General features: G+C 41.8%; 18 protein-coding genes. 4 read left to right on the top strand and 14 right to left on the bottom strand.

The features are described 5' to 3' along the window. Nucleotides 1-14 precede the first annotated feature (14 nt). From NBH06_RS04520 to NBH06_RS04550, 7 genes are all read right to left on the bottom strand, one after another. A complete protein-coding gene (locus NBH06_RS04520) occupies nucleotides 15-1,031 on the bottom strand; it encodes an efflux RND transporter periplasmic adaptor subunit (protein ID WP_250793005.1) in 1,017 nt (338 codons plus the stop codon). Between the two features lie 33 nt (nucleotides 1,032-1,064). Further along, entirely contained in the window at nucleotides 1,065-2,534 is a 1,470-nt protein-coding gene (locus NBH06_RS04525; protein WP_250793006.1) for a TolC family protein, read from the bottom strand. Nucleotides 2,535-2,570: 36 nt separating this feature from the next. After that, nucleotides 2,571-3,182 carry a TetR/AcrR family transcriptional regulator gene (locus NBH06_RS04530; protein WP_195331165.1) on the bottom strand — a complete coding sequence of 204 codons (612 nt, stop codon included), beginning with the start codon at nucleotides 3,180-3,182 and terminating at the stop codon, nucleotides 2,571-2,573. A gap of 246 nt (nucleotides 3,183-3,428) precedes the next feature. Continuing rightward, nucleotides 3,429-4,214: an acyl-ACP--UDP-N-acetylglucosamine O-acyltransferase gene (gene lpxA / locus NBH06_RS04535; RefSeq protein WP_008861805.1), complete on the bottom strand. Its 786-nt coding sequence runs from the start codon at nucleotides 4,212-4,214 to the stop codon at nucleotides 3,429-3,431. Between the two features lie 19 nt (nucleotides 4,215-4,233). Next, complete coding sequence (locus tag NBH06_RS04540) at nucleotides 4,234-5,640, bottom strand: efflux transporter outer membrane subunit (protein WP_021891384.1); 1,407 nt, start codon at nucleotides 5,638-5,640, stop codon at nucleotides 4,234-4,236. 31 nt (nucleotides 5,641-5,671) lie between these two features. Then, nucleotides 5,672-8,851 carry an efflux RND transporter permease subunit gene (locus NBH06_RS04545; protein WP_008861803.1) on the bottom strand — a complete coding sequence of 1,060 codons (3,180 nt, stop codon included), beginning with the start codon at nucleotides 8,849-8,851 and terminating at the stop codon, nucleotides 5,672-5,674. 26 nt (nucleotides 8,852-8,877) lie between these two features. Further along, entirely contained in the window at nucleotides 8,878-10,011 is a 1,134-nt protein-coding gene (locus NBH06_RS04550; protein WP_008861802.1) for an efflux RND transporter periplasmic adaptor subunit, read from the bottom strand. A 398-nt stretch (nucleotides 10,012-10,409) separates the two neighbouring features. On the opposite strand from NBH06_RS04550, the gene NBH06_RS04555 reads away from it, so the two are divergent. The 4 genes from NBH06_RS04555 (at nucleotide 10,410) to NBH06_RS04565 (ending at nucleotide 14,509) form a co-directional block, all read left to right on the top strand. Further along, on the top strand, nucleotides 10,410-11,039 hold the full coding sequence (locus tag NBH06_RS04555; RefSeq protein ID WP_250793008.1) for a hypothetical protein: 630 nt from the start codon (nucleotides 10,410-10,412) through the stop codon (nucleotides 11,037-11,039). Between the two features lie 4 nt (nucleotides 11,040-11,043). Next, nucleotides 11,044-11,295 (top strand): helix-turn-helix domain-containing protein, encoded by a 252-nt coding sequence (locus tag NBH06_RS13600; protein WP_350449409.1) that lies wholly within the window; start codon nucleotides 11,044-11,046, stop codon nucleotides 11,293-11,295. Between the two features lie 156 nt (nucleotides 11,296-11,451). Further along, the gene (locus NBH06_RS04560) at nucleotides 11,452-13,737 is read left to right on the top strand and encodes an NADP-dependent malic enzyme (protein ID WP_021891387.1); all 2,286 of its coding nucleotides are present in this window, start codon (nucleotides 11,452-11,454) and stop codon (nucleotides 13,735-13,737) included. Between the two features lie 4 nt (nucleotides 13,738-13,741). Then, nucleotides 13,742-14,509, top strand: coding sequence for an EFR1 family ferrodoxin (locus tag NBH06_RS04565; RefSeq protein ID WP_250793010.1), 768 nt, complete (start codon nucleotides 13,742-13,744; stop codon nucleotides 14,507-14,509). Nucleotides 14,510-14,526: 17 nt separating this feature from the next. On the opposite strand, the gene NBH06_RS04570 is transcribed toward NBH06_RS04565, so the two are convergent. The 7 genes from NBH06_RS04570 to guaB form a co-directional block, all read right to left on the bottom strand. Further along, entirely contained in the window at nucleotides 14,527-15,285 is a 759-nt protein-coding gene (locus NBH06_RS04570) for a YaaA family protein (RefSeq protein WP_250793012.1), read from the bottom strand. A gap of 7 nt (nucleotides 15,286-15,292) precedes the next feature. Continuing rightward, a complete protein-coding gene (mutL, locus tag NBH06_RS04575; RefSeq protein WP_155012593.1) occupies nucleotides 15,293-17,176 on the bottom strand; it encodes a DNA mismatch repair endonuclease MutL in 1,884 nt (627 codons plus the stop codon). A gap of 14 nt (nucleotides 17,177-17,190) precedes the next feature. Further along, a complete protein-coding gene (locus tag NBH06_RS04580) occupies nucleotides 17,191-18,810 on the bottom strand; it encodes an OstA-like protein (protein ID WP_008861795.1) in 1,620 nt (539 codons plus the stop codon). A gap of 11 nt (nucleotides 18,811-18,821) precedes the next feature. Continuing rightward, a complete protein-coding gene (locus NBH06_RS04585) occupies nucleotides 18,822-20,177 on the bottom strand; it encodes a peptidylprolyl isomerase (RefSeq protein ID WP_195491378.1) in 1,356 nt (451 codons plus the stop codon). Between the two features lie 7 nt (nucleotides 20,178-20,184). Continuing rightward, entirely contained in the window at nucleotides 20,185-21,075 is an 891-nt protein-coding gene (locus NBH06_RS04590) for a peptidylprolyl isomerase (protein ID WP_195491377.1), read from the bottom strand. A 49-nt stretch (nucleotides 21,076-21,124) separates the two neighbouring features. After that, a complete protein-coding gene (locus NBH06_RS04595; protein ID WP_250793014.1) occupies nucleotides 21,125-23,065 on the bottom strand; it encodes a peptidylprolyl isomerase in 1,941 nt (646 codons plus the stop codon). Between the two features lie 158 nt (nucleotides 23,066-23,223). Further along, complete coding sequence (guaB, locus tag NBH06_RS04600) at nucleotides 23,224-24,696, bottom strand: IMP dehydrogenase (RefSeq protein WP_021891394.1); 1,473 nt, start codon at nucleotides 24,694-24,696, stop codon at nucleotides 23,224-23,226. Nucleotides 24,697-24,847 lie beyond the last annotated feature (151 nt).

Genomic DNA, 24,847 nt, shown 5'->3' on the forward strand with positions numbered 1-24,847 from the left:
TAGGTATCTCAAAATCATTCTGCAATTTTCACAGAGGCCCCATCTTTCAATCGAGATTGACCGGCGATCACGACTTCGGCTCCATTTTCCACTCCCGAGATCAGTTCATAGGTTTTATCCATGTGACGCCCTAATTGAACTTGGTTAAACGACACTTTCCCGTCTTTATATACATAAACGAATCTATCGCCAGATCCGGAACGTTTTACAACGGCTTGATCGGGAACAACAACTCGATCGACATCTCCAAAGTCGATATTGACGCGGGCAAACATGCCCGGACGGATACGGCTATCGGTATTGGGTATATTGATCTCGGTCACGAATGTGCGGGTGGTTGCATCTACCGTGGGGTGTATCAAGGATACTTTTCCCTTGAAAACTTCATTGCCATATACCTCGACATTTACATCGACCGGCATACCTACCTTAACTTTCGTGAAATCGCTTTCCGACACATTGACCAACACTTTTACAGGCTGTATCTGCATCACCGTTAAAATAGCTCCACTGGCCATATCGCCATTATCAAAATTACGTGCAGTCACCACACCGTTTACGGGACTTAGCAAAACCGTATTTTCATTTAAATTTTCATAAGCGGTCTTGGTCGTCTCATATTGCGTACGCAACTGATCTACTTGCTGCTGAGAAGCTCCGCCTACGGCAAAAAGCTCCTTTACACGGTTATACTCCAACTCCAAATTGTCCAACTGTAACTTCTGCTGAGCTAAATTGGCTTGATCCAAATCTACTAATTTTTGTCCGGCATAGACTTTATCACCGACTTCTACATATATTTTTTTGATACGATTGGGAACAGACGAACTAATCAAATTGCGCTTATAGGGCTCTACCGTAGCTGTATATGAAACGACCTGCGGAACAGCCTGCTCCATAACCTTAGCAATTTTCACAAGTTGAACAGTTTCTTCCTCAACTTGTTCGACAGTCTCCTTCTGTCCGGAACAAGCGACAAACGACAAGGCCGCACAAACAGCCATTACGTTAAAAAAATGATTTCTTCTCATATATTTATTTTCTTATATTATTCTATGAATGGGTTACTTATCTTGCTTTTCCACTTGTTTATATTGTTCCAAATCGGTATTTCCCAGTAGCAATTGCAAATCGGATTTTGCCGCCAAGAAATCGTATATGGCTTGATTATAGGAGAGACGGGAGTTTGTCAATGCCAAGTCGGCATCATTAAGCTCTACAAAGGTAGCAGAACCGATCTCGAAACTTTTTTGCATGATGGAATATGCTTTCTCGGCTTGTCGAACACCTTCTTTATTGGAAGCAATCTGTTTTATAGATTTCTGGATATTATCCATCGACATTTGCACTTGCATCGAAAGAGAGTTTACCAAGTTATCTCGTTGTAGTCCCAACTGCAAGACATTCGATTTAGCCTGTTTTACTTTGAAGTGACGTGCCCCACCTTGAAATATCGGCAACGATAAAGAAAGTCCTACCGTAGAATAGGGATTCCATCGGAAGTCATCAAACATACCGCCATAACTCATCGATATCCAATTATAATTGGCTGTCGCCGATAAGGTGGGAAACCAAGCCATGCGTTGTACGTCGACTGCCTTTTTCAAATAGGCCGTTTGTAAATCCAATTTACGCAAATCGGTATTTTGTTCAAGCGAGGTATCGATATTCAAAGTCTCTTCATACATGGATGCCTCATAATCGTCTAATTTGTCGGTCACTTCTATATCAACCGTCATATCCATACCCATCAGAACCTTCAATTGAAGTTTACTCAATTTGACGCTGTTCTCGGTTTGCAATAATGTAGGTTCGAGATTACGGACTTGCACCTCGGCCCTTAACACATCGTACTCCGAAGCTGTTCCCTGTTCAAACTTATTTTTGTAATCCCTTGCATTTAACTTGGCATTGTCATAGCTCATTTTGATAACATCATAGGAGTTTTTCGCCAACAACAGGTTATAATATGCTTTTTCTACTTGGTTGACTAAGCTCAACCGAGAGGAACGGGCGGCTTCTACCGCTTGTTCTACATCGGCGCTCGACAGTTGAACGCTTTTCCACAATTGGGGGGCGATAATCGGCAACGAAGCACTAAATCCTACCGAATAGGTATTGTCCGTACCGACTTTCATTCCATCGGAGGAGCTAGTTCCTCCCCCAAGATCAGGAGCCTTGAATTCGGGGTGCAATTGGGACATGGCATTAAACACCGGATCAAACATAGCTCCTACGTTAAAGGCTTTTGAATCCATGTACATAGTCTGCTTCTCTATCGTGCGACTGTATGAAGCAGAAGCATCGATTCGAGGAAACAGACCCGCAATAACTTCCTTTTTGGAATAATCTTTCTTCTCTATTTCCACATCGGCAACCTTTATAGTTGGATTCTCATTGAGCGCTATACCGATAGCTGTTTTCAAATCGAGAGTTACCGATTGAACTTTCTGTTCCTGAGCCCAAGATATTCCGGGGAAAAGGAACAGCATCAACATAGCACCGACCCGGTGCACGATCGCCATTTTGTTCATACTTCTTTTTTCATCATTAAAGTTTTTACCATCTTTTTATCTATTCTCCTCAAAAAATTCATCTGTATATTTTACTCCCTCCGGAGTAGCTATTCCTCGAATAAAGCTCTTAAATATCGTTTCAAAAATCTCGGTAAAAGTATATTTAGAATTAAATATTTGATCTGATTTTTTTAAAAGTTCAAATTGAAAAGTCAATAGCGTCGCTACAATCTCCATATTGATATCGGCTCGTATCACACCTTCACCGACACCTTCTTTCAATAAATCGACCGTAGCTTGTTTATGGCATTCCTTATCATTCTCATACTTATCATTAACTCTCGGATAATATCGTTCCATATCCACAAAAAACATGGGGCTTGTATTCCGCATGAAACGGAGGATATCTTCATAAACATTCAACAACAAATCAATCACATTCTTTCGATTGGCAAAATATACCTCCAACCGAGCCCTTCTTTCCATTTCCTGACTTTCCAAACAAGCCAATAATAACTCGTTCTTTTTCTTGAAGTTTTCATAAAGAGTCCGTTTCGAGATACCTAATTGAGACGCAATCATATCCATTGTAACAGATTTAATTCCGTTACACAAAAACATACGGGTTGCCTGCTTGATAATTCGCTGTTGTAACTCTGTATTCATAATAATTATCCCATTATCGCGGCAAATGTATAGAAAACTTTGGAAACCAAAATAGTTTTCACCGCTTAATTATGTGCTATTTCGTTAATAAAAACAAACGCTATTAGACCTAGGCTATCCAGAAAGCACATAATTATATAATAATCAAATATTTATATATTTAAAATAGAAAAAAGAGAATAGGCATTTATAAAAAGAAACCCCGGTTATTTTTAACCGGGGTTTCTTTCAGTCTACTTTTCTACTTTATTTTTCTTCTCCATAGGTAGCAATTATACCCATTTTCGAATCTTCTATAAAAGATAGAATATAATCAATTTCGGGACTTGGCTCCACCACTTCTTTAATACGAAGCACTGCATTTTCGAGACTAGTACCCGACTGATATATTTGTCGATAAGCCAAAGCGATATTCTCGATAGTAGCCTCACCGAATCCTCGCCGTCTAAGAATAAATGCATTTATTCCCTTGTATGTAATGGGATTATGTGCAGCTAAAATATACGGAGGTATATCTTTACCCGTACGGCAACCGCTTTTCACCAAAGTCCAGCTACCTACCCGACAGCGCTCTTTCACGATTACACGTCCGGCGAGAATTGCTTTACTATGAATATGACACTCTCCCGAGAGGTCGCAATCGATACCTAAAATGCAATCGTCGTCCACACGGCAGTCGTGTCCGATACGTGTTCCTTTCAACAGACAAATTCTATTTCCAATGACAGTTTCTCCTTCGGGAGTCGTAGCTCTATTGATGATAACATATTCTCGAATCATATTATCGTCCCCGATAGACAACCGGGTAGCATCGCCTTTATAATGGAAATCCTGCGGCTCGGCGCCCAAAATAGCACCTTGAAAAACCCGATTGTTTTTTCCCATGACAGTTCCCGCCAAAACACTGGCGTATGGATATATCACACAATTGTCTCCAATGACAACATCTTTATCGATATAAGCAAAGGGGTGAATCGTCACATTGTTCCCAATCACCGCTTTGGAATCGACGTACGCTAACGGACTAATCATAGTATATTATTTTTAATTTTCACTTCGTATTTTCCTCTATTTCCCGTCCTCCGCCTAAGGCATGATACAAACTGACGACAGCGACCATGCATTGATACGAATCGGAAATCTGGGACAACTGGGCATTCAACAACGACTGTTGAGCCGTAAGGACTTCGAGATAGGTCGAAGTACCCAGCTTCATCAACGACTCGGTAGCTTCAACAGCTCTTTCCAAAGAAGCAACCTGCCGATTTCTATTTACAAGAGTTTCCTTTGTCGTTTGAATTTGATAAAGAGCATTGCTTACCTCTTTTCCTGCATTAAGGATTGTCTGTTGGAAATTAATAGCAGCCATCTTCTGCTGAGCTTTGGCAGCTTTCAGATTCGCGACATTACTGCCATGATTGAATATCGGTTGTACCAACGATGCAGCCGCAGACAGCAACACTTTTCCGGGATTAACGATCATGCTCCCGGCAGAGTTGGTCCATCCGGCAGATCCAGAAATTACCAAGTTGGGATAAAAGGCAGACCGCGCTATATTCGTAGTATAATATGCCGCAGCCAACGAGAGCTCTGCCGACCGTACATCGGGACGATTGGAAAGTAATTGAACCGGGACTCCCACTTGTAACATTTCGGGGAGTTTCTGGTCTTCAAACGTTCCTCTCTCGATCGACTGAGGCGCTTGATAAAGCAATGTGGACAAACTGTTTTCCGCTTCTCTTATCTGTTGCCGCAAAGCCGGTATCGAAGCCGCAATCATATAGCTATTCGCTTCACTTTGCGCTACCGCAGCTTCATTTGTCATGCCTCCAATCTTCATCGCTTTTATCGTCTCCACGCTCTTTTCCCACAACAAAGCGGTCTCTTCCGTAACAGCGAGTTGCTTATCGAGCATCAACAAGGTGTAATAACCATTAGCTATGGTAGCGATAATCTGTGTACGAACCGCTTGTTCATACGCTTCGCTTTGCATTAATACAGCTTTTGCATTGCGTTTTGAATTCAGCACTCTTCCAAATATATCGATCTCCCAACTTGCCGTAACCGGCGCATTGTAAGTCCATGAGGCTTTGCTACCATCGAAACTACTTACACCGCCTTGCGGAGTCAAATTCAACGTTGGCAAAAACGCCAAGCGAGCGGCATTGAAACTAGCCTGAGCCGCTTCTACTTGCAACATGGCACTTTGCAGATCGCTATTTTTTTCTAATCCAATGCGTATGAGATTCTGCAATATCGTGTCGGTAAAGACTTCTTCCCACGGCAAATTCCCCATATTCAAGGAATCTGCCGCAAGGGTATCGCCTGCCGCGACAGTATCTCGGAACAAGCCTTCTACATCGACATCGGGTCGATGATATTTATTATATATGTGGCAGCTATTAAACATAGTGAGCATAGCTAAACCACACACGGTATATAAAAGAATTCGTTTCATATATTCTCTGTTTTATAGAGTTACCTCAAATTTATTTGGAATATTGTTCAATCTCCGAAATAACCTCCGAATTATCAAGATCGTTCCATTTAAGAGGTTTAATCTTTTCTTGAATAATCTGGAAGACAACGAACAAAGCCGGAACAATAAATATCTGACATATCATACCGATGAGCATACCTCCCACGGCTCCGGCTCCCAGAGTGCCGTTACCGTTAGCACCTACTCCACTGGCAAACATCATAGGCAACAAACCGATAACCATCGCCAATGACGTCATCAAGATAGGACGCAGACGGGCTGCCGCTCCATCGATGGCCGCATTGATAATAGGCATACCCGTACGACGACGATCCAACGCAAACTCTACGATAAGAATCGCATTCTTCGCCAACAAACCGATAAGCATAATCAAAGCGATTTGCAAATAGATATTATTCTCGACTCCCATCATCAATGCAAATATAAAGCTACCGGCCAATCCAAACGGTATCGAGAGGATTACCGAAAGCGGCAAAATGTAACTTTCGTATTGAGCACTTAACAACAGGTAAACAAATACCAAGCACAACATAAAGATAATAGCTGTCGTACCACTGCTCGAACCCTGCTCTTCACGGGTCATACCCGAGAACTCATATCCATAACCTACCGGCAATGTTTCGGCGGCGACTTCCTCGATAGCTTTAATAGCTTCACCAGAACTATATCCGTCGGCCGGATTACCGTTAATAGTCATAGCCGTAAACATATTGAAACGCTTGATATTATCGGGACCATATACCTTTTTCAAGGTAATGAAATTGGTAATCGGAGCCATCTCGGAACCATTACGAATTTTTATGTTGTTCAGACTTTCGGGATTGGCCCGAGCACTCGGTTCTGCTTGTATCATGACACGGTACAATTTACCGAAACGGTTAAAGTTAGAAGAGTACATACCTCCCAAATAACCTTGTAGAGCCGCCAACACATCGCTCGGGCTAATACCGGCCTGTTTACATTTGGCGACATCGACATCGACCATATACTGCGGGAACGCAGGATTAAATGTCGTCGAGGCCATCGCTATCTCCGGTCGCTTCATCAGCTCAGCTAAGAAATTTTGAGCGACTTCATAAAAATGATCCAGCGAACCACCGGTCTTGTCCTGCAAGTTCAACTCGAAACCATTACTGATACTGTACCCCGGAATCATAGGCGGAGCAAAACACAATACACGGGCATCCTTTATTTCCGTAGCGAACTTCATATAAAGAGTCCCGATTACAGAATTGGCATCCATACCTTTTCCGGTACGTTCGTCCCAATCTTTCAATTTCACGATAAAAGAGCCATAGGTATTCCCTTGTCCACCGATAAAACTGAATCCTAAAATTTGTGTACGACTTTTTACTGCCGGATGAGTAGCGATAATACTATCTACCTCCATAAGAATTTTCTCCGTACGTTCCTGAGAAGTTCCCGGCTGCAAATCGGCTGTAATCATTATCGTACCTGTATCTTCATTCGGGACAAGTCCCGTAGGAGTGATGTTCATTAAAATAACCAAGACAATAACTCCTACGATAACTCCCGCAAACGAAAGTTTTTTATGATGGACAAAATGGGTAACCCCATTTTTATATTTGGAGAGCATCGTGTTGTATGCTGCATTAAACGCTATATGAAAACGATCGATAAACGATGTTTTTTTATTTTCATGTCCGTCTTTATTGTGAGGTTTCAATAAAATAGCACACAAAGCCGGACTCAGCGTCAATGCGTTGATCGCCGAGAAACCAATGGCAAATGCCATCGTGAGACCGAACTGCCGATAGAATGTTCCCGAAGTTCCCGGCATGAAACTTACCGGAATAAACACCGACATCATCACCAACGTAATCGAAATGATAGCGCCAGAAAGCTCGCGCATGGCATCGATAGATGCTTTACGGGGTGACTTATATCCTTGATCCAACTTAGCATGGACTCCCTCGACGACCACTATGGCATCATCGACCACAATCGCAATGGCAAGAACCAATGCACAAAGAGTCAACAAGTTCAAACTAAATCCCATCAAATACAAGGCAAAGAACGTACCGATCAACGACACCGGAATAGCGATAGCGGGAATCAACGTCGAACGGAAATCTTGCAAGAAGACATACACTACAAAGAACACCAAAATAAAGGCTTCGATAAGGGTCTTGATTACCTCGTGAATCGAAGCAAACAGGAAGTCGTTAGCATTCAAAGTCGTTTCGATTTCCATTCCGGGGGGAAGGTCTTTCTTTATATCTTCCAACAAATTTGTAATATCGCCGATAATTGCAGTGGCATTGGATCCGGCAGCCTGATAGACCATCGCACTTACCGCATTATGCCCGTTCTGGAAGTTTTTAAACCCATAGGTCAACCGACCTAATTCAATATCGGCAACATCTTTCAAGTACAAAATTTGCCCATCGTCGTTTGCTCGTATCACCATATTACCAAACTCCTCAGGGGTTTGCAAACGGCCTTTATAGGTCAAAACGTATTGGAACGATTGATTTCCCTGATCTCCGAACTGACCGGGAGCGGCTTCGATATTCTGCTCAGCCAAAATACCTGCAATATCCGCCGGCATCAAACCATATTGCGCCATAACATCGGGTTTCAACCAAATACGCATAGAATAGTCTGTCGCCATAACATCGGCAGCACCGACACCAGATACACGCTGAATTAAGGGGAGGACATTAATTTTTGCATAATTTTCAAGGAACTCCAAACTGTACCGGTCATCTGGACTGAACAGAGAGAATACCATCAACATACTCGTCTGACGTTTTTCGGTAATCACACCCACCCGCGTTACTTCTGCCGGCAACAGATTTTGAGCCTTAGCGACCCTGTTCTGCACATTCACGGCAGCCATATCGGGATCGGTTCCTTGCTTAAAATATACGTTGATCGACGCCGATCCTGTATTAGTTGCCGTAGAAGTCATGTATAGCATGTTTTCCACACCATTTATGGACTCTTCCAACGGAGCTATAACACTATTCAATATGGTTTGAGCGTTAGCACCTGTATAAGTTGTCGAAACTTGTATGGTAGGAGGGGCAATATCTGGATATTGTGTAATCGGTAAAAATACAAGTCCTATAACACCCAGTATGACCATAAAAATGGAAATAACGGTCGATAATACCGGGCGATTGATAAATCTATCTAACTTCATAATCTTTTATCTATTTGAAGTTCTTGTTATTGATTATTTTGCGAACCGGCAGCCTTAATAGTCATGCCGTCCTTCAAAGTATTGACACCTTCTGTCACGATACGATCCCCGGCTTTCAATCCCGAAGTTACCATATACTCTTTTCCGTTGTCGATCGATGCAATGGTTATTTCGGTAGAAGTCACCGTAGAGTCGTCATTTAAAACATAAACAAATTTCTTATCTTGAATTTCGTAAGTAGCTTTTTGCGGAACCAAAATAGCATGGTCGTTTTTCATAGGAATCATGATAACTCCCGAACCTCCGCTACGCAACAACCTATTCGGATTTTCAAAAGTAGCACGCATATTCGAGGAGCCTGTCTGTGTATCTATAATTCCACTGACCGTTTCGATCCGCCCCTTCAACGGGTATATACTACCATCGGAAAGTTTCAACGATACAGTCGGAAGTTTTTGCAAAAAATTCTCAGCACCGTATTGTGCCACCAATTCCAAAATTTGCCGCTCGGTCATCGAAAAGTAAACATACATCTCGGAATTATCCGAAACAGTGGTAAGCGGAGTGGCCGAAGACGGCGACACCAAACTCCCCACACGGAAAGGAATCTCTCCCACTACTCCATCGAGCGGACTGATAACTCGCGTATAGGAATCGTTATTACGGGCATTTACCAATTGGGCTTCCGCCTGAGCCAACTGGGCCTTAGCCGAAGCATAAGAGTTTTCGGCCATTTGCAAATCATATTCGCTGATGATATCTCGTCTCTGCAACTCCCGTTTGTTTTCTGCCGTAAGGCGAGCGGTTTCGGTACTGGCTTTCGCTACCTCTACATTAGTCTCGGCGACTTTCAATGCAGCTTTGTACGGGACTGTATCGATAACGAAAAGAACTTGACCTTTTCTTACGACAGACCCCTCATCGACTCTCAAATCTGTAATAAAGCCACTAACATTCGGACGTATCTCGATATCCCGCTTACCCTTAATTGCAGCAGGGTAATTGCTATACCACTCCATCGAATCGGGCTGTAATGTCATTACGGCATATTCGCGAACCATTCCGCTTCCATTCTGGGCATTTTTTCCTCCACAGGAAAATAAAAAAATACAAAGCATCGCACCTGCGATAGGCTGAATAAAATTTTTAGTCAATTTCATAAGCAACAAAAATTATTTTCAACGTTGATATTCCAAGTCGAGTTAAAATTTTATATTAAAAATTATTAAACGCAACTTATTGATAAATTTAATCAATACCTACATAAAACCTTTATAACCCCTATAAACAGGGATTTTTCAAACACATTTCGAATGCTACAAATTTAGGCATAAACTCTGTATAATAGCTGGAAAGAATGAAAAAATAAAATAAATAAAAATTATATCCTTCATTCTATTACAAATTCTCTTTCAGAGATTTTATTTCGGCTGCAAATATAAATCCATCTTTACATACAAATGAGTCCTTTTATCCCCCTATTCAGGTCTATTTTTCTCATTCAAGATTATTTACAAGACAATTAGACTATTTTTGCTCCGAAAAAATAAAAATATTTATGACCATTCACATAACCGATATTCCCAACGAGAGCTTCAATCATTACAAACATGTTTTACATGTCGATAACGAGTTCGCTTTGATAGAGATTAATAAAGATAATATCTCGGATTTATCAAAATTCAACTATCCTTACAAAGCAGAAGCATTCACATTATGTATTGTCCTGAAAGGTTGGGTTAAAGGAAAAATAAATTCCATAGAGTATAATGCAATAGCTCCTTGCGTAATCAGCATTTATCCCAATCAAATTTTACAACACGATAGTAACAGCGAAGATTTTTATATCATTTGCATTGCTTTTACCAAAAACTTCGCCAGCAATATTGCATCGTATTCCAAAAATGAAATTTTATTATTAAGGTTCCCCCGGCAGGACAATATATCTCATCATTTATCTCAGGAAACTTTAACTGCATTATTGGACTATTGTGCTTACATAAAAAAGATAATAGCCGATACTGATAATCCTTTCCGAATAAAATCGATACAACACCTTACCGTAGCACTTTTCTATTCGACAGTTTGGAAACAAATAAGTTCTTACAAAAAAAAACGAAAAGACAAGAGCCGACTATATTACCTACGAATTCTTAGATTTGGTAGAAAAAAATTTCAAAAAATATAGACAGTTGAATTTCTATGCCGACAAGCTATGTATTACAGCCAAATATTTATCTACAACCGTAAAAAATAATAGCGGCATATCGGCTAGCGAATGGATAAAGAGGTGTGTCATTTTGGAGGCTCAAAGATTACTCAAAAATTCAAGTATGACGATTCAGCAAATCAGCAATGAACTGAACTTTCCCTCACAAACTTTTTTCAGTAAATATTTTAAACATCAAATCGGATTATCACCCAAAGAATATCGAAAGAGCTGATTCCCCTTGTAAAACTTTTATTTTTAAAGAAATGTTTTTCTTAACATAAGAGATGAGATAAATTTGCTACATTTGTACTCGATATGCTTACAAATTAAAAGTTATTTAACTTTTGGGAATACAAATTAAACAGATAAACCACTAAATAGTATACTTATGTCAAAAGTTTCAAAAGAAGATGCCTTAAAATATCACAGTGAAGGTAAAGCTGGAAAAATAGAAGTAATTCCTACCAAACCTTATAGTACACAACGAGACCTATCCCTAGCCTATACTCCGGGAGTAGCAGAACCGTGTCTTGAAATAGAACAAGATGCAGAAAAGGCGTATGAATACACAGCCAAAGGTAATTTGGTAGCAGTCATTTCCAATGGGACGGCTGTATTGGGTTTAGGCGACATCGGTGCTTTGGCCGGAAAGCCCGTCATGGAAGGGAAAGGCTTGCTATTCAAGATATTCGCAGGTATCGACGTATTCGATATTGAGGTCAATGAAAAAGACCCTGACAAATTTATTGCCGCAGTAAAAGCCATATCCCCCACTTTCGGAGGTATAAATTTGGAAGATATAAAAGCTCCCGAGTGTTTCGAAATAGAAACCCGATTAAAAGAGGAACTAAATATCCCCGTTATGCACGACGATCAGCACGGAACAGCGATTATTTCCGGGGCCGGACTTTTAAATGCTCTCGATATACAAGGGAAAAAAATAGAAGAGGCGAAACTCGTCGTTAACGGCGCCGGAGCCGCAGCCAGCTCTTGTACGAAATTATACATGGGATTGGGCATTAAAAAAGAGAACATCGTCATGGTGGACAGCAAAGGGGTCATCAGCACCAGCCGCACCGATTTGTCGCCGGCAAAAAAGCAATTCGCCACCGAACGAACCGATATAAAGACCTTAGCCGATGCCATGCGCGGAGCGGATATTTTTCTGGGACTTTCCGTGGCCGATGTCTTGACAACAGAAATGGTACAATCCATGAATGAAAAGCCCATCGTATTCGCATTGGCCAATCCTAATCCCGAAATATCTTACGATAAAGCAATGGCTTCTCGCAAAGATTTGATATTCGCTACCGGTCGGTCGGACTATCCCAACCAAATAAATAATGTATTGGGATTCCCTTACATTTTCAGAGGAGCTCTCGATGTTCGCGCTACCGCCATTAACGAAGAGATGAAACTGGCCGCTACGTATGCCATTGCCAAACTAACCAAAGAACCTGTACCCGATGTTGTCAACTCGGCCTATGGAATAAAGAGACTTTCGTTCGGTCCCGAATATATTATCCCCAAAGCTCTCGACCCCAGACTATTGACCGCAGTAGCCCCCGCAGTCGCCAAAGCAGCGATGGACTCTGGTGTCGCCCAGCATCACATCACCGACTGGGATGCCTACAATGACCGGCTGAAAAAGCTGATGGGATATGACAACAAGATGTTACGGGAATTTACCGAAATGGCCCGCAAAGAGCCCAAACGTGTCGTGTTTGCCGAAGCCAATCATGCCAATATGTTACAAGCGGCTTCTACGGCAATGAAAGAGGGTATTTGCAAACCTATTTTATTAGGGAACGATGAGTTAATAGGGAAGTTGGCAGAGTCCATAGGTGTAGATTTATCGGGCATGCAAATTATCAATTTGAGGCATCCGAACGAAGAAGACCGCCGTATCCGCTACGCACAGCTTCTTACAGAAAAGAGACAACGCGAGGGCATGACCTACGCCGAAGCTCATGAAAAGATGTTCGACCGCAATTACTTCGGTATGATGATGGTCGAAGCCGGAGAAGCCGACGCTTTCATCACAGGCACATACTCCAAGTATGCAGAGACTATACAGATTGCGAAAGAGGTTATCGGTATACGCGAAGGATACAAACATTTCGGAGCCATGCACATCATGAACACCAAGTGCGGGACTTATTTCCTTGCCGATACACTCATCAATCGGAAACCGACTACCGAAACATTAATCGACATTGCAAAATTGTCCTATGACTCTGTAAGGTTTTTTGCCAAAGATCCTGTTATCGCTATGGTATCCTATTCTAACTTCGGGTCGGATAATCAAGGAAGTCCCCTAAGAGTACACGAAGCCATTAAAATTTTACACGAACAATATCCCGAAATCATCATCGACGGAGAAATGCAAATGAACTTTGCCCTCAATAATAAACTCCGAGACAAATCGTACCCGTTCAACAAGCTGAAAGGGAGAGAAGTAAATACGATTGTTTTCCCGAATTTAAGTTCGGCGAACTCGGCTTATAAAATGATGCTGGAAATGGGTGTGGCAGAGTCTATCGGCCCGATACAAATGGGCTTGAACAAGCCTATTCACTTCACCGATATTGCCAGTTCGACGAGAGATATTGTCAACCTAACGACTGTCGCAGTTCTCGATGCCATTGTTCAGGAGCGTAGAAACAAACAATAAAAAAATGCACATCGTTTATTTCAGCCCGACGGGTGGAACCCGAAAGGCTGCCTATATCATCGGCAAAGAGATAGACCCTCAGGCTACGGAAATAGATATTACCGACCATACACGGCAACAGAACTCTTACGAGCTAAATGGGGAAGACATCCTATTAGTGGCTGTTCCTGTGTATGGAGGGAGAGTTCCTTCCGTAGCCATAGATCGACTGAAACGTATAACCGGGTATAACACCCCGGCTATACTCGTGGTCGTCTACGGGAATCGGGATTACGACGATGCTTTACTCGAATTAAAGACAACGATGGAATCGAACGGATTTCAAACCGTTGCTTGTATCGCCTGTATTGCCGAGCATTCTATCATGAGGGTTTATGCCAAAGGTCGTCCGGATTCTGACGATGAAACGATCTTAAAGAATTTTTCAGAACAAATCAAAACTAAATTGGTGCAACTGAAAAATGGAGAGAGTTTCACAGAAATACAAGTGAAAGGAAATGCTGATTATAAAATATATAACGGAGTACCCCTGAAACCTCGTGCCGGTAAAAAATGCACACAGTGCGGGAAATGCGCGGCATTATGCCCCACTAACGCAATTTCCCCAGAGAATCCCCGAATGACGGACGAAAGCAAATGTATCTCTTGCATGAGATGTATCGCCGTCTGTCCTCAAAATGCGAGAAAAATAAATCCACTGAAATTATTTCTATCTATTCGGGCTTTCAAGGAAAAATGCGAAACAAGAAAAGAACCGGAACTATTTATATAACAAGACAACAACGCTGATTAAACGACAAATACAGGATTATTTTCTCTCGAATGTTCAGGCGAGAAGTGGAAGCCCTCTGCCGAGAAAGAACAAATATCGTCGGGGTGAGATATTTTGTTTTTTAGAATATAACGAGTCATCGCCCCTCTCATCATTTTCGCATATATCACGATTGTCTTAAACCCGTCGCCTTTATATACTTTAAATTCGGGAGTGATTACTCGTACCCTTTTATTTATTCGAGACCAATCGAACGATTGCTGGATTTCACGGCTCGCCAAATTGACCAATATTCCACCAGCCGCTTTTGTATCGTCAATCAATTTATCGGTTAAAAGCGGCTTCCAATATTCCGAAACAGGAATACCCATCGAAGGCAATTCAACAGCATATTCCATGCGGTAGGGTTTTATTACATCGAGCGGCCGAGTCAATCCGTAACAAGCCGATGCCATACGCAGATGATTCTGAGCATATTCAAAATCGGCCTCGGTAAAATCGGCCGGCGAAATGTAACGAAAGACAATACCGGTATAGGCCAAAAGAGCCGGTAATCCATGCACATCGGGCGAATGAAATACATTATATCTCTCTTTCGTCTGCAAGGCCAAATTACGATTTATCCCCAGCATACCCGACAGTTCTTCGACCGAATAACCAGCCATTTCCATCGCTATATGCTCGGCCTCACTTTTATATAACGGAACGGTAACAAAAGGAACGGTAGTTCTACTACTCCCTACCATCGTTTTTGCCGGAGACAACAAAATCAACATAACTCAATCAATTAAACCGTTTCTGCAACTCGTCATACGAAACGATGATAAAAACCGATTTGCCATCGGGTGTATAAGCTGGTGTTTTCAAAGATAACAAATCATCGACCATAGACAACATTTCTTCCTGAGAAAGAGACTGTCCCACCGGTACAGCAGCAGTCTCGGCCAAAGTCCAAGCCATACGCTTTTGCAACGAAGCCTTTGCATCATGTTCTTTCTCCGAAGCAGTTACAAGCATTTGCCCAATAAGGTCTCGTACATCTATCCCTTCTATACCGGCCGGTATCGCATTGATAGAATAACTATTCTGCCCCATATCGGCTAAATCGAATCCAAGCGCTATCAATTCTTCCCAGATTCCATGTAAAGTTTCTGATTGAGAGACTGTCAATTGCATGATTTCGGGGAACAAAACACGTTGCGAAGCCATTTCGCGAGAGGATATTCCCACCATAAAACGCTCAAACAAAATTATGCCATGAGCCCGATGTTGATCTATCACCATTAACCCCTCAGCCGAAGAAGTCATAATGTATTTCCCTTTCAACTGCAACACAGTCCTACCGCTTTGATTCAGTTTCGACTCGAACTCAGGAAAAACCGATTGTTCCCCTTCACTAGAAAAATTAGAAACATATCCATCAGAGAAATCCAATTTAGACGGAAAATCGTTGTCTGAATCGGGCTGAACGGTCGAACCTTCTTTTGTATTGTTAAAGCTGCTATAAAGCTGCTGCCAATCATAATTCGGTCTCTTCACAGAAGAACCGCCACCTCCTGCTCGAAAAGGGTTATACGTCGTATCCACATGAACCGTAGGGGGAAGAACATGTGTGCCCGGCTTCGATGTTGGAATTTCCGGTGCATCTTCCATATCGAAATCGATAGAGGGAGCCGTACTGAATTTTCCCAATGCTTCCTTTACAGAGGCAGAAAGAATTTGCCAGATGGGCTGCTCGTTCTCAAATTTTATTTCGGTCTTAGTCGGGTGGATATTCACATCAATCGTCTCGGGATCGACCGTAAGATTGATAAAGTAATTGGGCATTTCACCGACCGGTATCAAATGTTCGTAACAAATCGTCACCGCTTTATGAAAATATGGGTGGCGCATATACCGGCCATTTACAAAAAAATATTGTAATGCTCCTCTTTTGCGAGCAGCTTCGGGACGCCCCACATAACCCGAAATCTTCACCAAAGACGTTTCCGTTCCCAAAGAAAGTAACTGCTGATTAAGACTCTTACCAAAAAGTGCAACAATACGCTGCCTCAAATTGGTAGCCGGCAAATTATACAATTCCGAGTCATTATGGACGAGAATAAAACTAATCTGAGTATTAATCAATGCCATACGCTCAAACTCATTGAGTATATTGCTCAATTCCACCTGATTGGATTTAAGAAATTTACGTCGTGCTGGCACATTAAAAAAGATATTTTTTACCGCAAAATTACTCCCCACAGGAGTAGAAATCGCCTCCTGCCCTTCACATTGGGAAGCCGACATACGTATACAAGTGCCTACCTCATCGTCGACTCTGCGCGTACGAAGCTCTACCTGAGAAATAGCGGCGATAGAAGCCAACGCTTCTCCTCGAAACCCCATCGTACGTAGCGAGAATAAATCGTCGGCCGAACGAATTTTAGAAGTCGAATGACGTTCGAAGGCTAACCGGGCATCGGTCGGAGACATTCCTTTGCCGTCGTCTATCACCTGAATAAGAGTACGTCCTGCATCTTTCAAAATAATCTGAATAGACGTAGCACCCGCATCGACAGCATTCTCCACCAATTCTTTAATTACCGAGGCCGGACGTTGTATCACTTCTCCAGCTGCAATTTGATTAGCCACAGAATCGGGCAATAAATGTATGATATCACTCATAATTCGACCAAATCTTAATGATTGAAGCGATGTTTTTTCTCTTCAACAACTTCTATTTTCACTTCTGGTTTTCGAAATATGTCTTCGGGGCTTACCGGCCTCAAATCACTATACCATTTATAGGCTGGTAAATATAGCTGCTCGGGCTTTATCAAGTCCAACGGAGTCATGCTTCCCTGCGGTTGAGGCCAAATAATTATCTTCTCCATCTGCTGATTTTTCAAGTACATTCTCAAAAATCCGCTTTCGGCTTTATTCAGCCCTGTCAATGTCGAATCCCGTTCCTGAGGATAGAAAATCGTTTGAGCATTGCCGTTTACATCTATTTGACGTAACTGCCCTTGCTCAAACCATGCTTTCAACTCCTTACCGGAAACTTGATCATAAAAAACAGAATCTTTATGCTGTGCAGCAAAAGCAGACCCGGGAATCAAAGCCCAATCGACCGTACTGTCATTCATGTGTATACGAATCGTATCTCCGGTTATCTGATAATTTTCATTCCAAATGATAGGGAGTTTATACATGTGAAGGAGCGAATCTACCGACGTAAACTCCATAGAATCACAAACTCCCTGCGCATCTATCCTAAAAAATCTCACACCATGATAGGCCTGCAAAAGACGGGTGGAATCGGGCAATACCAAGTGAGATTTAAGAGTATCGGCATGCAAATACAACGTATCGCCTCGCGAAAACTCCAACAAGCGTGCCGAATCTGTCGCAAACGAATACTCGGTTCTTTCATTGTAGAAACCATATTGCCCTTCCATAATCACCGAACGAATGGAGTCGTTGAGCACCATATTACCGAACACTTCGCCGAATCCCGATCGCCTATCGTAAAAAATCGTATCTCCCGTAAGGCTCTGTCCTTTCGACGTAACCAAAGAACGATCCAAAAGCATCGATTTATCAGTTTCGGTATTATACCAACCCGCCGACGAATAAATGATATTACTATCCGACACAATAGTCGAAGGGCCCACAATATCGGCAATCTTAGTCTGTGTATTATATTCGAGCGTATCGGAATATAATGTATATTTTTCATTCACCAACTGCACATCGAAATTGAAGACCGACTGTTTGGTATCGGGGGAATATTGACCGTATACAGAAGTCAATTCATTCTGAGAATCAACCAATTTTCCCCCATCGAAATAATAGCCGATATTCGGAATCATCTCATAATTCAAACTATCGGTAAACAAAGTTACATCTCTGTTTTCCATGCGCACATTATTCCGCAGTCGAGCTATCTGCTCATCTCCACGATAATATAACACATCTCCATAAATAAACAGAGTATCGCCCTGCTCCATGCGAACATTACTAAATGCATCGAGTGAGTTGTCTTTCTCATAAAAATATGCACTGTCGCAGTACATATACATACTATCTTTCCGAAAGACGACATTTCCCCTCAATACTCGATAATCGGCACTCTGCTCCTTATCGAAAGTAAGTTCGTCACTATTCACCAAGTACACTTTATCGGGATCGTCCTGTTTAGGAAGTTTCTTTTCGGGAGTGCCCGATGCCGCCCACATACCAAGAGTAAGCAGGCATAAAATACCGACCAGTATTTTATGCCTTCTCTTTTCATCTCTTATTCTTTTTTGATGCCCCATTGGCGTCGATCTTATTTCTTTATCCAACCGTCATACTTAAATTCGCAGTTTCGCCAACCTTCTTTTATGCGGATATATGTCTCGCTCTGCTTCTTAGCCAACCACTCATTCAATATATCGGTCTTCTTCTTTTCCTCTACAATAGCTTTTAAGGTTTGATAATCATCAGACATATTGGCTTTATGTCCATCTATTCTGTTTTTCAGTTTTACGATTGCAACCACCTCTTTATTTTTACGTTCGTCGGTCATGACAAACGGTTTCGAAATTTCGCCCACCTTCAAATCGGCAACCACCTTAGCCACATCTTGGGGCAATTGTCCCATCTCGAACTTAGAATTTCCGGTTTGAGGGTTTACCATAAGTCCCTTGTTATTGCGAGTATCCTTGTCTTGCGAAACATATTGGGTTATTTCATCGAACGATATTTTCTTATCTATCAAATCTACCCTCAACGAATCGAGACGAACCAAAGCATCGGATATATCTTTCTCGGAAACGTGCGGACGAAGTAGTATATGCCGAACATTTATACGGTCGCCTCTCTTCTCTATCAACTGTATAATATGGTAACCATATTCGGTCTCCACAATTTTAGAAACCTTCTTCGGGTCATTCAAGTTAAACGCGACATTGGCAAACTCCGGCACCAAATTGCTTTTGCTCACGAAGCCCATTTCTCCTCCCATCATGGCAGATCCCCGATCTTCGGAATAAAGAACCGCAAGAGTAGAGAAATCTCGCTCGCCTTTATTTACTTGTTCGCTGAAATCACGCAATCGAGCTTTCACATTATCTATTTCCTGCTGCGGAACCTTAGGATTCAAAGTAATAATTTGGACTTCTACCTGCATGGGAATATAAGGAATACTATCGGCCGGCAATTGATTATAAAACCTACGCACCTCGGCCGGTGTGGTTTTTACATCTTTTACCAAATTCCGTTGTACTTCCTGTACGGTTCCCTGATCACGAATTACATTCGCCAACTCTTCACGAATTTCGGTTACCGGTTTTTTAAAGTATTCTTCCATTTTTTCCTTCGACCCGATATTAGCGATCAGATAATTGATACGAGCCTCTACTTGTTGAAAAACAGTAGCATCAGGAACTGTAATCGTATCCAGTTTCGCCTGATGCAGAAAAAGTTTCTGCACGGCAAGCTGTTCGGGTATTACACAATAAGGATCGCCATCGATACGTTGTCCGTCGTATTGCATTTGTCGATATTGCTCTTCAACCTCAGACTTATAAATAGCTTCATCTCCTATTATCCATACAACCTCATCGATAACATTGTCATCGGAAAAAGCCGGCAAAGACACCGCCATAAAGAAAAATAAAAGCCAATCAGTAACTTTACGCATAATTCAATTATTTTATACTCTCTTTTTCAATAGATTTCTCACCTTTATACAACCACTTTATATCACCCGACTTCTCGGCATCCCGATACAGATTTTCTTCCAGCTCCCGATCAAAGTTCAACCGATTGCTATTTGTCAAAATTTCCTGAATTTGAGCCCGAGCAAAATCATAAGGCATTTCTTCTCCCGGCAAACGATATTCTGTAATATTCAGTAAATACCAATATCCGTTTTTATTAAATTCCAACTTATGATGTGTCTTTAAAAAGGATTCAGCATCTCCAAACTCGTATGGAATATTATTGACGATTTCTTCAAACGGTATCCACTTGTCATAAAAGTAGTCATAGATCACCGCATTTTTCAAAGCATATTTCTCGATCTTTTCTACTCCATCGGGATTTGTAGAACAATACCATTTTTTCAACTGTCCAAGATTGGGCGTATTCTCCGGTACTTTAAGAAACAACCCTTTCAAGATGGCTTCATGCAAACGAAACATTTCTGAGTTTCGCTCATAATAATCCAGCATTTCTTGTTCATCAAAAGACTTTGTCATCCGTTCATTAACCAATCTCTTACGATATTCGAATATGACTAAATCTCGTCGGTATTTCTCAACCAATGCATCAATACGTTCTATATCGGGAATATTCTTTTGTGCCATTCGATATAGTAATACATCACAAATCCATCGACGGATATACTTGTCGGCAAAATCGGTACTATCAGCGCGCGAAAGTCCCTCCGGCATGGCATCGGCAAGCTCTTGACGCGATAGTATTTCATCGCCCACTTGTACCAATGAATTTTCATCGCTCTGTAACCCACTTCGGCATGCCGTAAAAAGGCATGCCGAAAATGCTGCGCATAATACTATTATCGAGACTTTATACATCTATATTACCTACATAAATATCCGCTAAATTACGACTAAATAATGGCAACTACGGCCTATTAACTGTTTTTAGGACATCTTCATAGATTTCTACCGGATATTTTTTATTGAGTTTCTTCACCCAAACTTTTTCAAGGTAAGTTTGGTAATCGGCCGTCACTTGTCCTCTCACATCGGTATACGCCTCCGGCATCTTCTTCAATAGTTTACCAGACACAAAAGCTATCGGCAACTTCTCATCGGCTTTTACCGGAGCTCCCTTAAATACCAATTCATCAATTTTTTCATTATCTCCCTCAACAAACAAGCCTCGTTCCACTTTTACTCTTGTTAAAGAGTCGGTATTGAACTCTCGATTCAACACGACGATTACAGAATCGTCATCGAGTTCTTTAATCCGGTTCTTTATGCCATCGGCGGTAGCCGCATCACAGCATTGAATCAAAAATCCTTTATAATGAGGTTTATCCCATTTGTATTTTTTCCTATTTTTCTTGAAAAACTTCTGCAAGCCCTCGGTATCTTTCGATGCTTTTTCCCAAACTTCCCTATTGCTGATTTCAAACAGCAACATGCCGTCTCGATATTCATTCATCAAATTGCGAAAATCGGGATACTTATCTTCCAAATGAGCCTTCTCGAAATCTAATATTTCCATATCGGCCATATAACCAATCATAGTCGAAATATAATCGGGTGCATTGACCGTCACATCTCGGCCTTTGGACAAAAACGAGGCAAAATCGGCCACTGTATATGAATGGTTCTCAAACGAGAATAAAACACTTTGGTCATTATGAATAGCCGCTATATAAGAAGAATCGACTTTACCTAAATCGCCAGCCAATTTCATCAACTTCGCCCTCTGCGATTCTTCCAAAGAAAAACCATAATCATTTTTCAATTTAGCCACCATCGCATTACGAGCCATGCTACCTCTTTCGTCTCGTGCCATCATTCGCGTAATCTCCGAGCGCATTTGTTCAAACGGCTTAATATCCCGCCGGTCCATTAACTTAATGATATGCCAGCCATAGGGGGATAATACAGGCTCTGTAATATCACCTTTATTTTTAAGAGCAAATGCAGCATCCTCGAACTCTTTTACAAATTGTCCACTACTCACCCACGGTAATTCTCCACCTCGTACGGCAGAAGCCTTATCTTCCGATCGCTCCTTTGCCATCGTAGCAAAATCGGCTCCCGACTTCAATTCTTCATAAATGGCTCGTATCTCGGATTCTTTCTGCGCTTTTACTTCATCAGAAGCACCACGAGGCACTAATATCATGATATGGGAAAATAGAAACTCTCCCGGATTGGGACGACGACTATGTACTTTTATAATGTGATATCCGAACTGGGTTTCCACTATATCGGAAACTTCTCCCGCTTGTAATGCGAAAGCAGCCTTTTCAAAAGGATAAACCGTACGTCCGCCTCTAATAAATCCTAAATATCCCTTATTCTGCCTCGATCCGTCTTCACTGAATTTCTCTGCCAACATTCCAAAGTCTTCACCCGCCTTGATTTCAGCCAATACCGATTCGGCTTTTTTCTTTGCCTCGGCTCGGTCCTCAGGAGTCCGAGCATTCAATCCTATGAGAATATGGCTTACCTCCACATCTTCTTTCATTCGGTCATAAGCTTCATATGCCAAACGGTCATCAACAGAAGCATCGATCAAATAGGGTTTAGCCAACTCTTCTCTATACCCCGCCAATTCATTTTTAAATGCCGAAGTCGTATCAATCCCCATAGCTTCGGCCTCGGCGACTTTCAACTTATAGTTCTTAAATAGTGTAACGTATTCATCGAGAGATTTATGATCGATTTGTTGCTGGCTGTTCTTATTATAGATATACTCAAATTCCGATTTGTGAATATCTTTATTATTCACTCTCATAATAACAGGGTCGACATCGGTAGCCCCCCCTCCAAACCAAGAATTTCCGGCAAGCAAAGCCGCTAAGAGCCATTTGTTTTTCATTGTGTTATGCACTACATTTTATTGAGACTTGATAGTCCCGAGTTATCAACAAAAATAATACACTATTTTAACGCTTCAAATATAAGAAAATTATATCGTAATCACTAAAATAGTGTATTCTTCCCAAAAATAAAAATCCACCTTCCTTATCGGAAAAGTTATCCTCTACTATAATTCGGAGCCTCGCTGGTTATCGACACATCATGAGGGTGACTTTCGGCTACACCAGCATTGGTAATACGAGTAAACTTAGCATCATGTAAAGCCTCTATATCCTTAGCTCCACAATATCCCATTCCGGCACGCAAACCGCCGACCATCTGATAAACTACTTCATATAAAGATCCTTTAAAGGGAACACGAGCCGCAATTCCCTCGGGAACCAATTTTTTAGTATCAGTCTCATTAGCTTGGAAATAACGGTCTTTCGAACCTTTCTCCATCGCTTCGAGAGATCCCATACCCCGATATGACTTATACTTACGTCCATTGAATATGATCGTTTCTCCCGGCGATTCTTCAACACCAGCCAGCATACCGCCCAACATAACCGAGTAAGCCCCAGCAGCCAATGCTTTTACAATATCACCCGAATAACGAATTCCACCATCGGCAATCAATGGCACACCTGTTCCTTTCAATGCTTTCGCCACGTCATAAACGGCAGATAATTGAGGAACCCCGACACCGGCAATCACCCGGGTCGTACAAATGGAACCGGGACCTATACCTACTTTCACTCCGTCGGCTCCGGCTTCCACCAAAAATTTAGCGGCTTCACCCGTCGCAATATTTCCCACAACGACATCGATATCTGGATATTTTGCTTTTATATCTTTCAATACACCGATTACGCCCTTAGAATGTCCATGCGCCGTATCTATAACGATAGCATCGACTCCGGCTTCTACCAACGCATCCACACGAGTCATCGAATCGGCTGTAACACCGACCCCCGCAGCCACACGCAGCCGACCTAATTTATCTTTACAAGCAAACGGTTTATCTTTGGCTTTCGTTATATCCTTATAAGTAACCAACCCTACCAAATGGCCGTCTTTATCGACAACCGGGAGCTTCTCTATCTTGTGCCTTTGAAGAATATCCGCAGCCTGTTGCAAATCGGTGGATTGTGAAGTCGTCACCAAATTGTCTTTGGTCATTACCTCGTCTACCAATCTTTCCAAATCGCGTTCAAAACGCAAGTCCCGATTCGTTACAATACCCACCAAAAGATTTTTATCGTCCACTACGGGAATCCCTCCTATATGGTATTCACTCATCATAGACAACGCTTCGCGCACCGTCGACCCACACTTGATTGTCACAGGGTCATAAATCATTCCATTCTCAGCTCGTTTAACAGCATGAACTTGACGGGCCTGAGCCTCGATACTCATATTTTTATGAATGACTCCAATTCCTCCTTCACGAGCGATAGCAATAGCCAATTGCGCCTCGGTTACCGTATCCATGGCTGCCGAAACTAATGGAATATTTAATCGGATATTGCGTGAAAACTGCGTCGACAACTCGACATTACGAGGAAGGACTTCGGAGTAAGCGGGGATTAACAAAACATCGTCAAAAGTTAATCCGTCCATCACCACTTTTTCTGCAACAAATGACATAATGGGGTTCATTAGAATTTTATTGCATGCAAAGATAATTATTTTTCGGCAAGCTATTATCTATACATGAAGATTTTTAAATTATTTATCACCCCAAAAGCTAAAATAAAAAAGCGACAACCGATTATCGGAATGTCGCTTTTTTACTATT

The sequence above is a fragment of the Barnesiella sp. B2-R-119 genome (assembly GCF_023656675.1).
Classification (GTDB): Bacteria; Bacteroidota; Bacteroidia; order Bacteroidales; family Barnesiellaceae; genus Barnesiella; species Barnesiella intestinihominis.

Excerpts from the sequence above, each read along its gene's own strand:
- NBH06_RS04545 (WP_008861803.1), bottom strand. The coding sequence starts at position 8,851 with ATGAAGTTAGATAGATTTATCAATCGCCCGGTATTATCGACCGTTATT.
- NBH06_RS04590 (WP_195491377.1), bottom strand. The coding sequence starts at position 21,075 with ATGTATAAAGTCTCGATAATAGTATTATGCGCAGCATTTTCGGCATGC.
- mutL (WP_155012593.1), bottom strand. The coding sequence starts at position 17,176 with ATGAGTGATATCATACATTTATTGCCCGATTCTGTGGCTAATCAAATT.
- NBH06_RS04595 (WP_250793014.1), bottom strand. The coding sequence starts at position 23,065 with ATGAAAAACAAATGGCTCTTAGCGGCTTTGCTTGCCGGAAATTCTTGG.
- NBH06_RS04560 (WP_021891387.1), top strand. The coding sequence starts at position 11,452 with ATGTCAAAAGTTTCAAAAGAAGATGCCTTAAAATATCACAGTGAAGGT.
- NBH06_RS04540 (WP_021891384.1), bottom strand. The coding sequence starts at position 5,640 with ATGAAACGAATTCTTTTATATACCGTGTGTGGTTTAGCTATGCTCACT.
- guaB (WP_021891394.1), bottom strand. The coding sequence starts at position 24,696 with ATGTCATTTGTTGCAGAAAAAGTGGTGATGGACGGATTAACTTTTGAC.
- NBH06_RS04530 (WP_195331165.1), bottom strand. The coding sequence starts at position 3,182 with ATGAATACAGAGTTACAACAGCGAATTATCAAGCAGGCAACCCGTATG.
- NBH06_RS04520 (WP_250793005.1), bottom strand. The coding sequence starts at position 1,031 with ATGAGAAGAAATCATTTTTTTAACGTAATGGCTGTTTGTGCGGCCTTG.
- NBH06_RS04555 (WP_250793008.1), top strand. The coding sequence starts at position 10,410 with ATGACCATTCACATAACCGATATTCCCAACGAGAGCTTCAATCATTAC.
- NBH06_RS04525 (WP_250793006.1), bottom strand. The coding sequence starts at position 2,534 with ATGAACAAAATGGCGATCGTGCACCGGGTCGGTGCTATGTTGATGCTG.
- NBH06_RS04580 (WP_008861795.1), bottom strand. The coding sequence starts at position 18,810 with ATGGGGCATCAAAAAAGAATAAGAGATGAAAAGAGAAGGCATAAAATA.
- NBH06_RS04570 (WP_250793012.1), bottom strand. The coding sequence starts at position 15,285 with ATGTTGATTTTGTTGTCTCCGGCAAAAACGATGGTAGGGAGTAGTAGA.
- NBH06_RS04585 (WP_195491378.1), bottom strand. The coding sequence starts at position 20,177 with ATGCGTAAAGTTACTGATTGGCTTTTATTTTTCTTTATGGCGGTGTCT.
- lpxA (WP_008861805.1), bottom strand. The coding sequence starts at position 4,214 with ATGATTAGTCCGTTAGCGTACGTCGATTCCAAAGCGGTGATTGGGAAC.
- NBH06_RS04550 (WP_008861802.1), bottom strand. The coding sequence starts at position 10,011 with ATGAAATTGACTAAAAATTTTATTCAGCCTATCGCAGGTGCGATGCTT.
- NBH06_RS04565 (WP_250793010.1), top strand. The coding sequence starts at position 13,742 with ATGCACATCGTTTATTTCAGCCCGACGGGTGGAACCCGAAAGGCTGCC.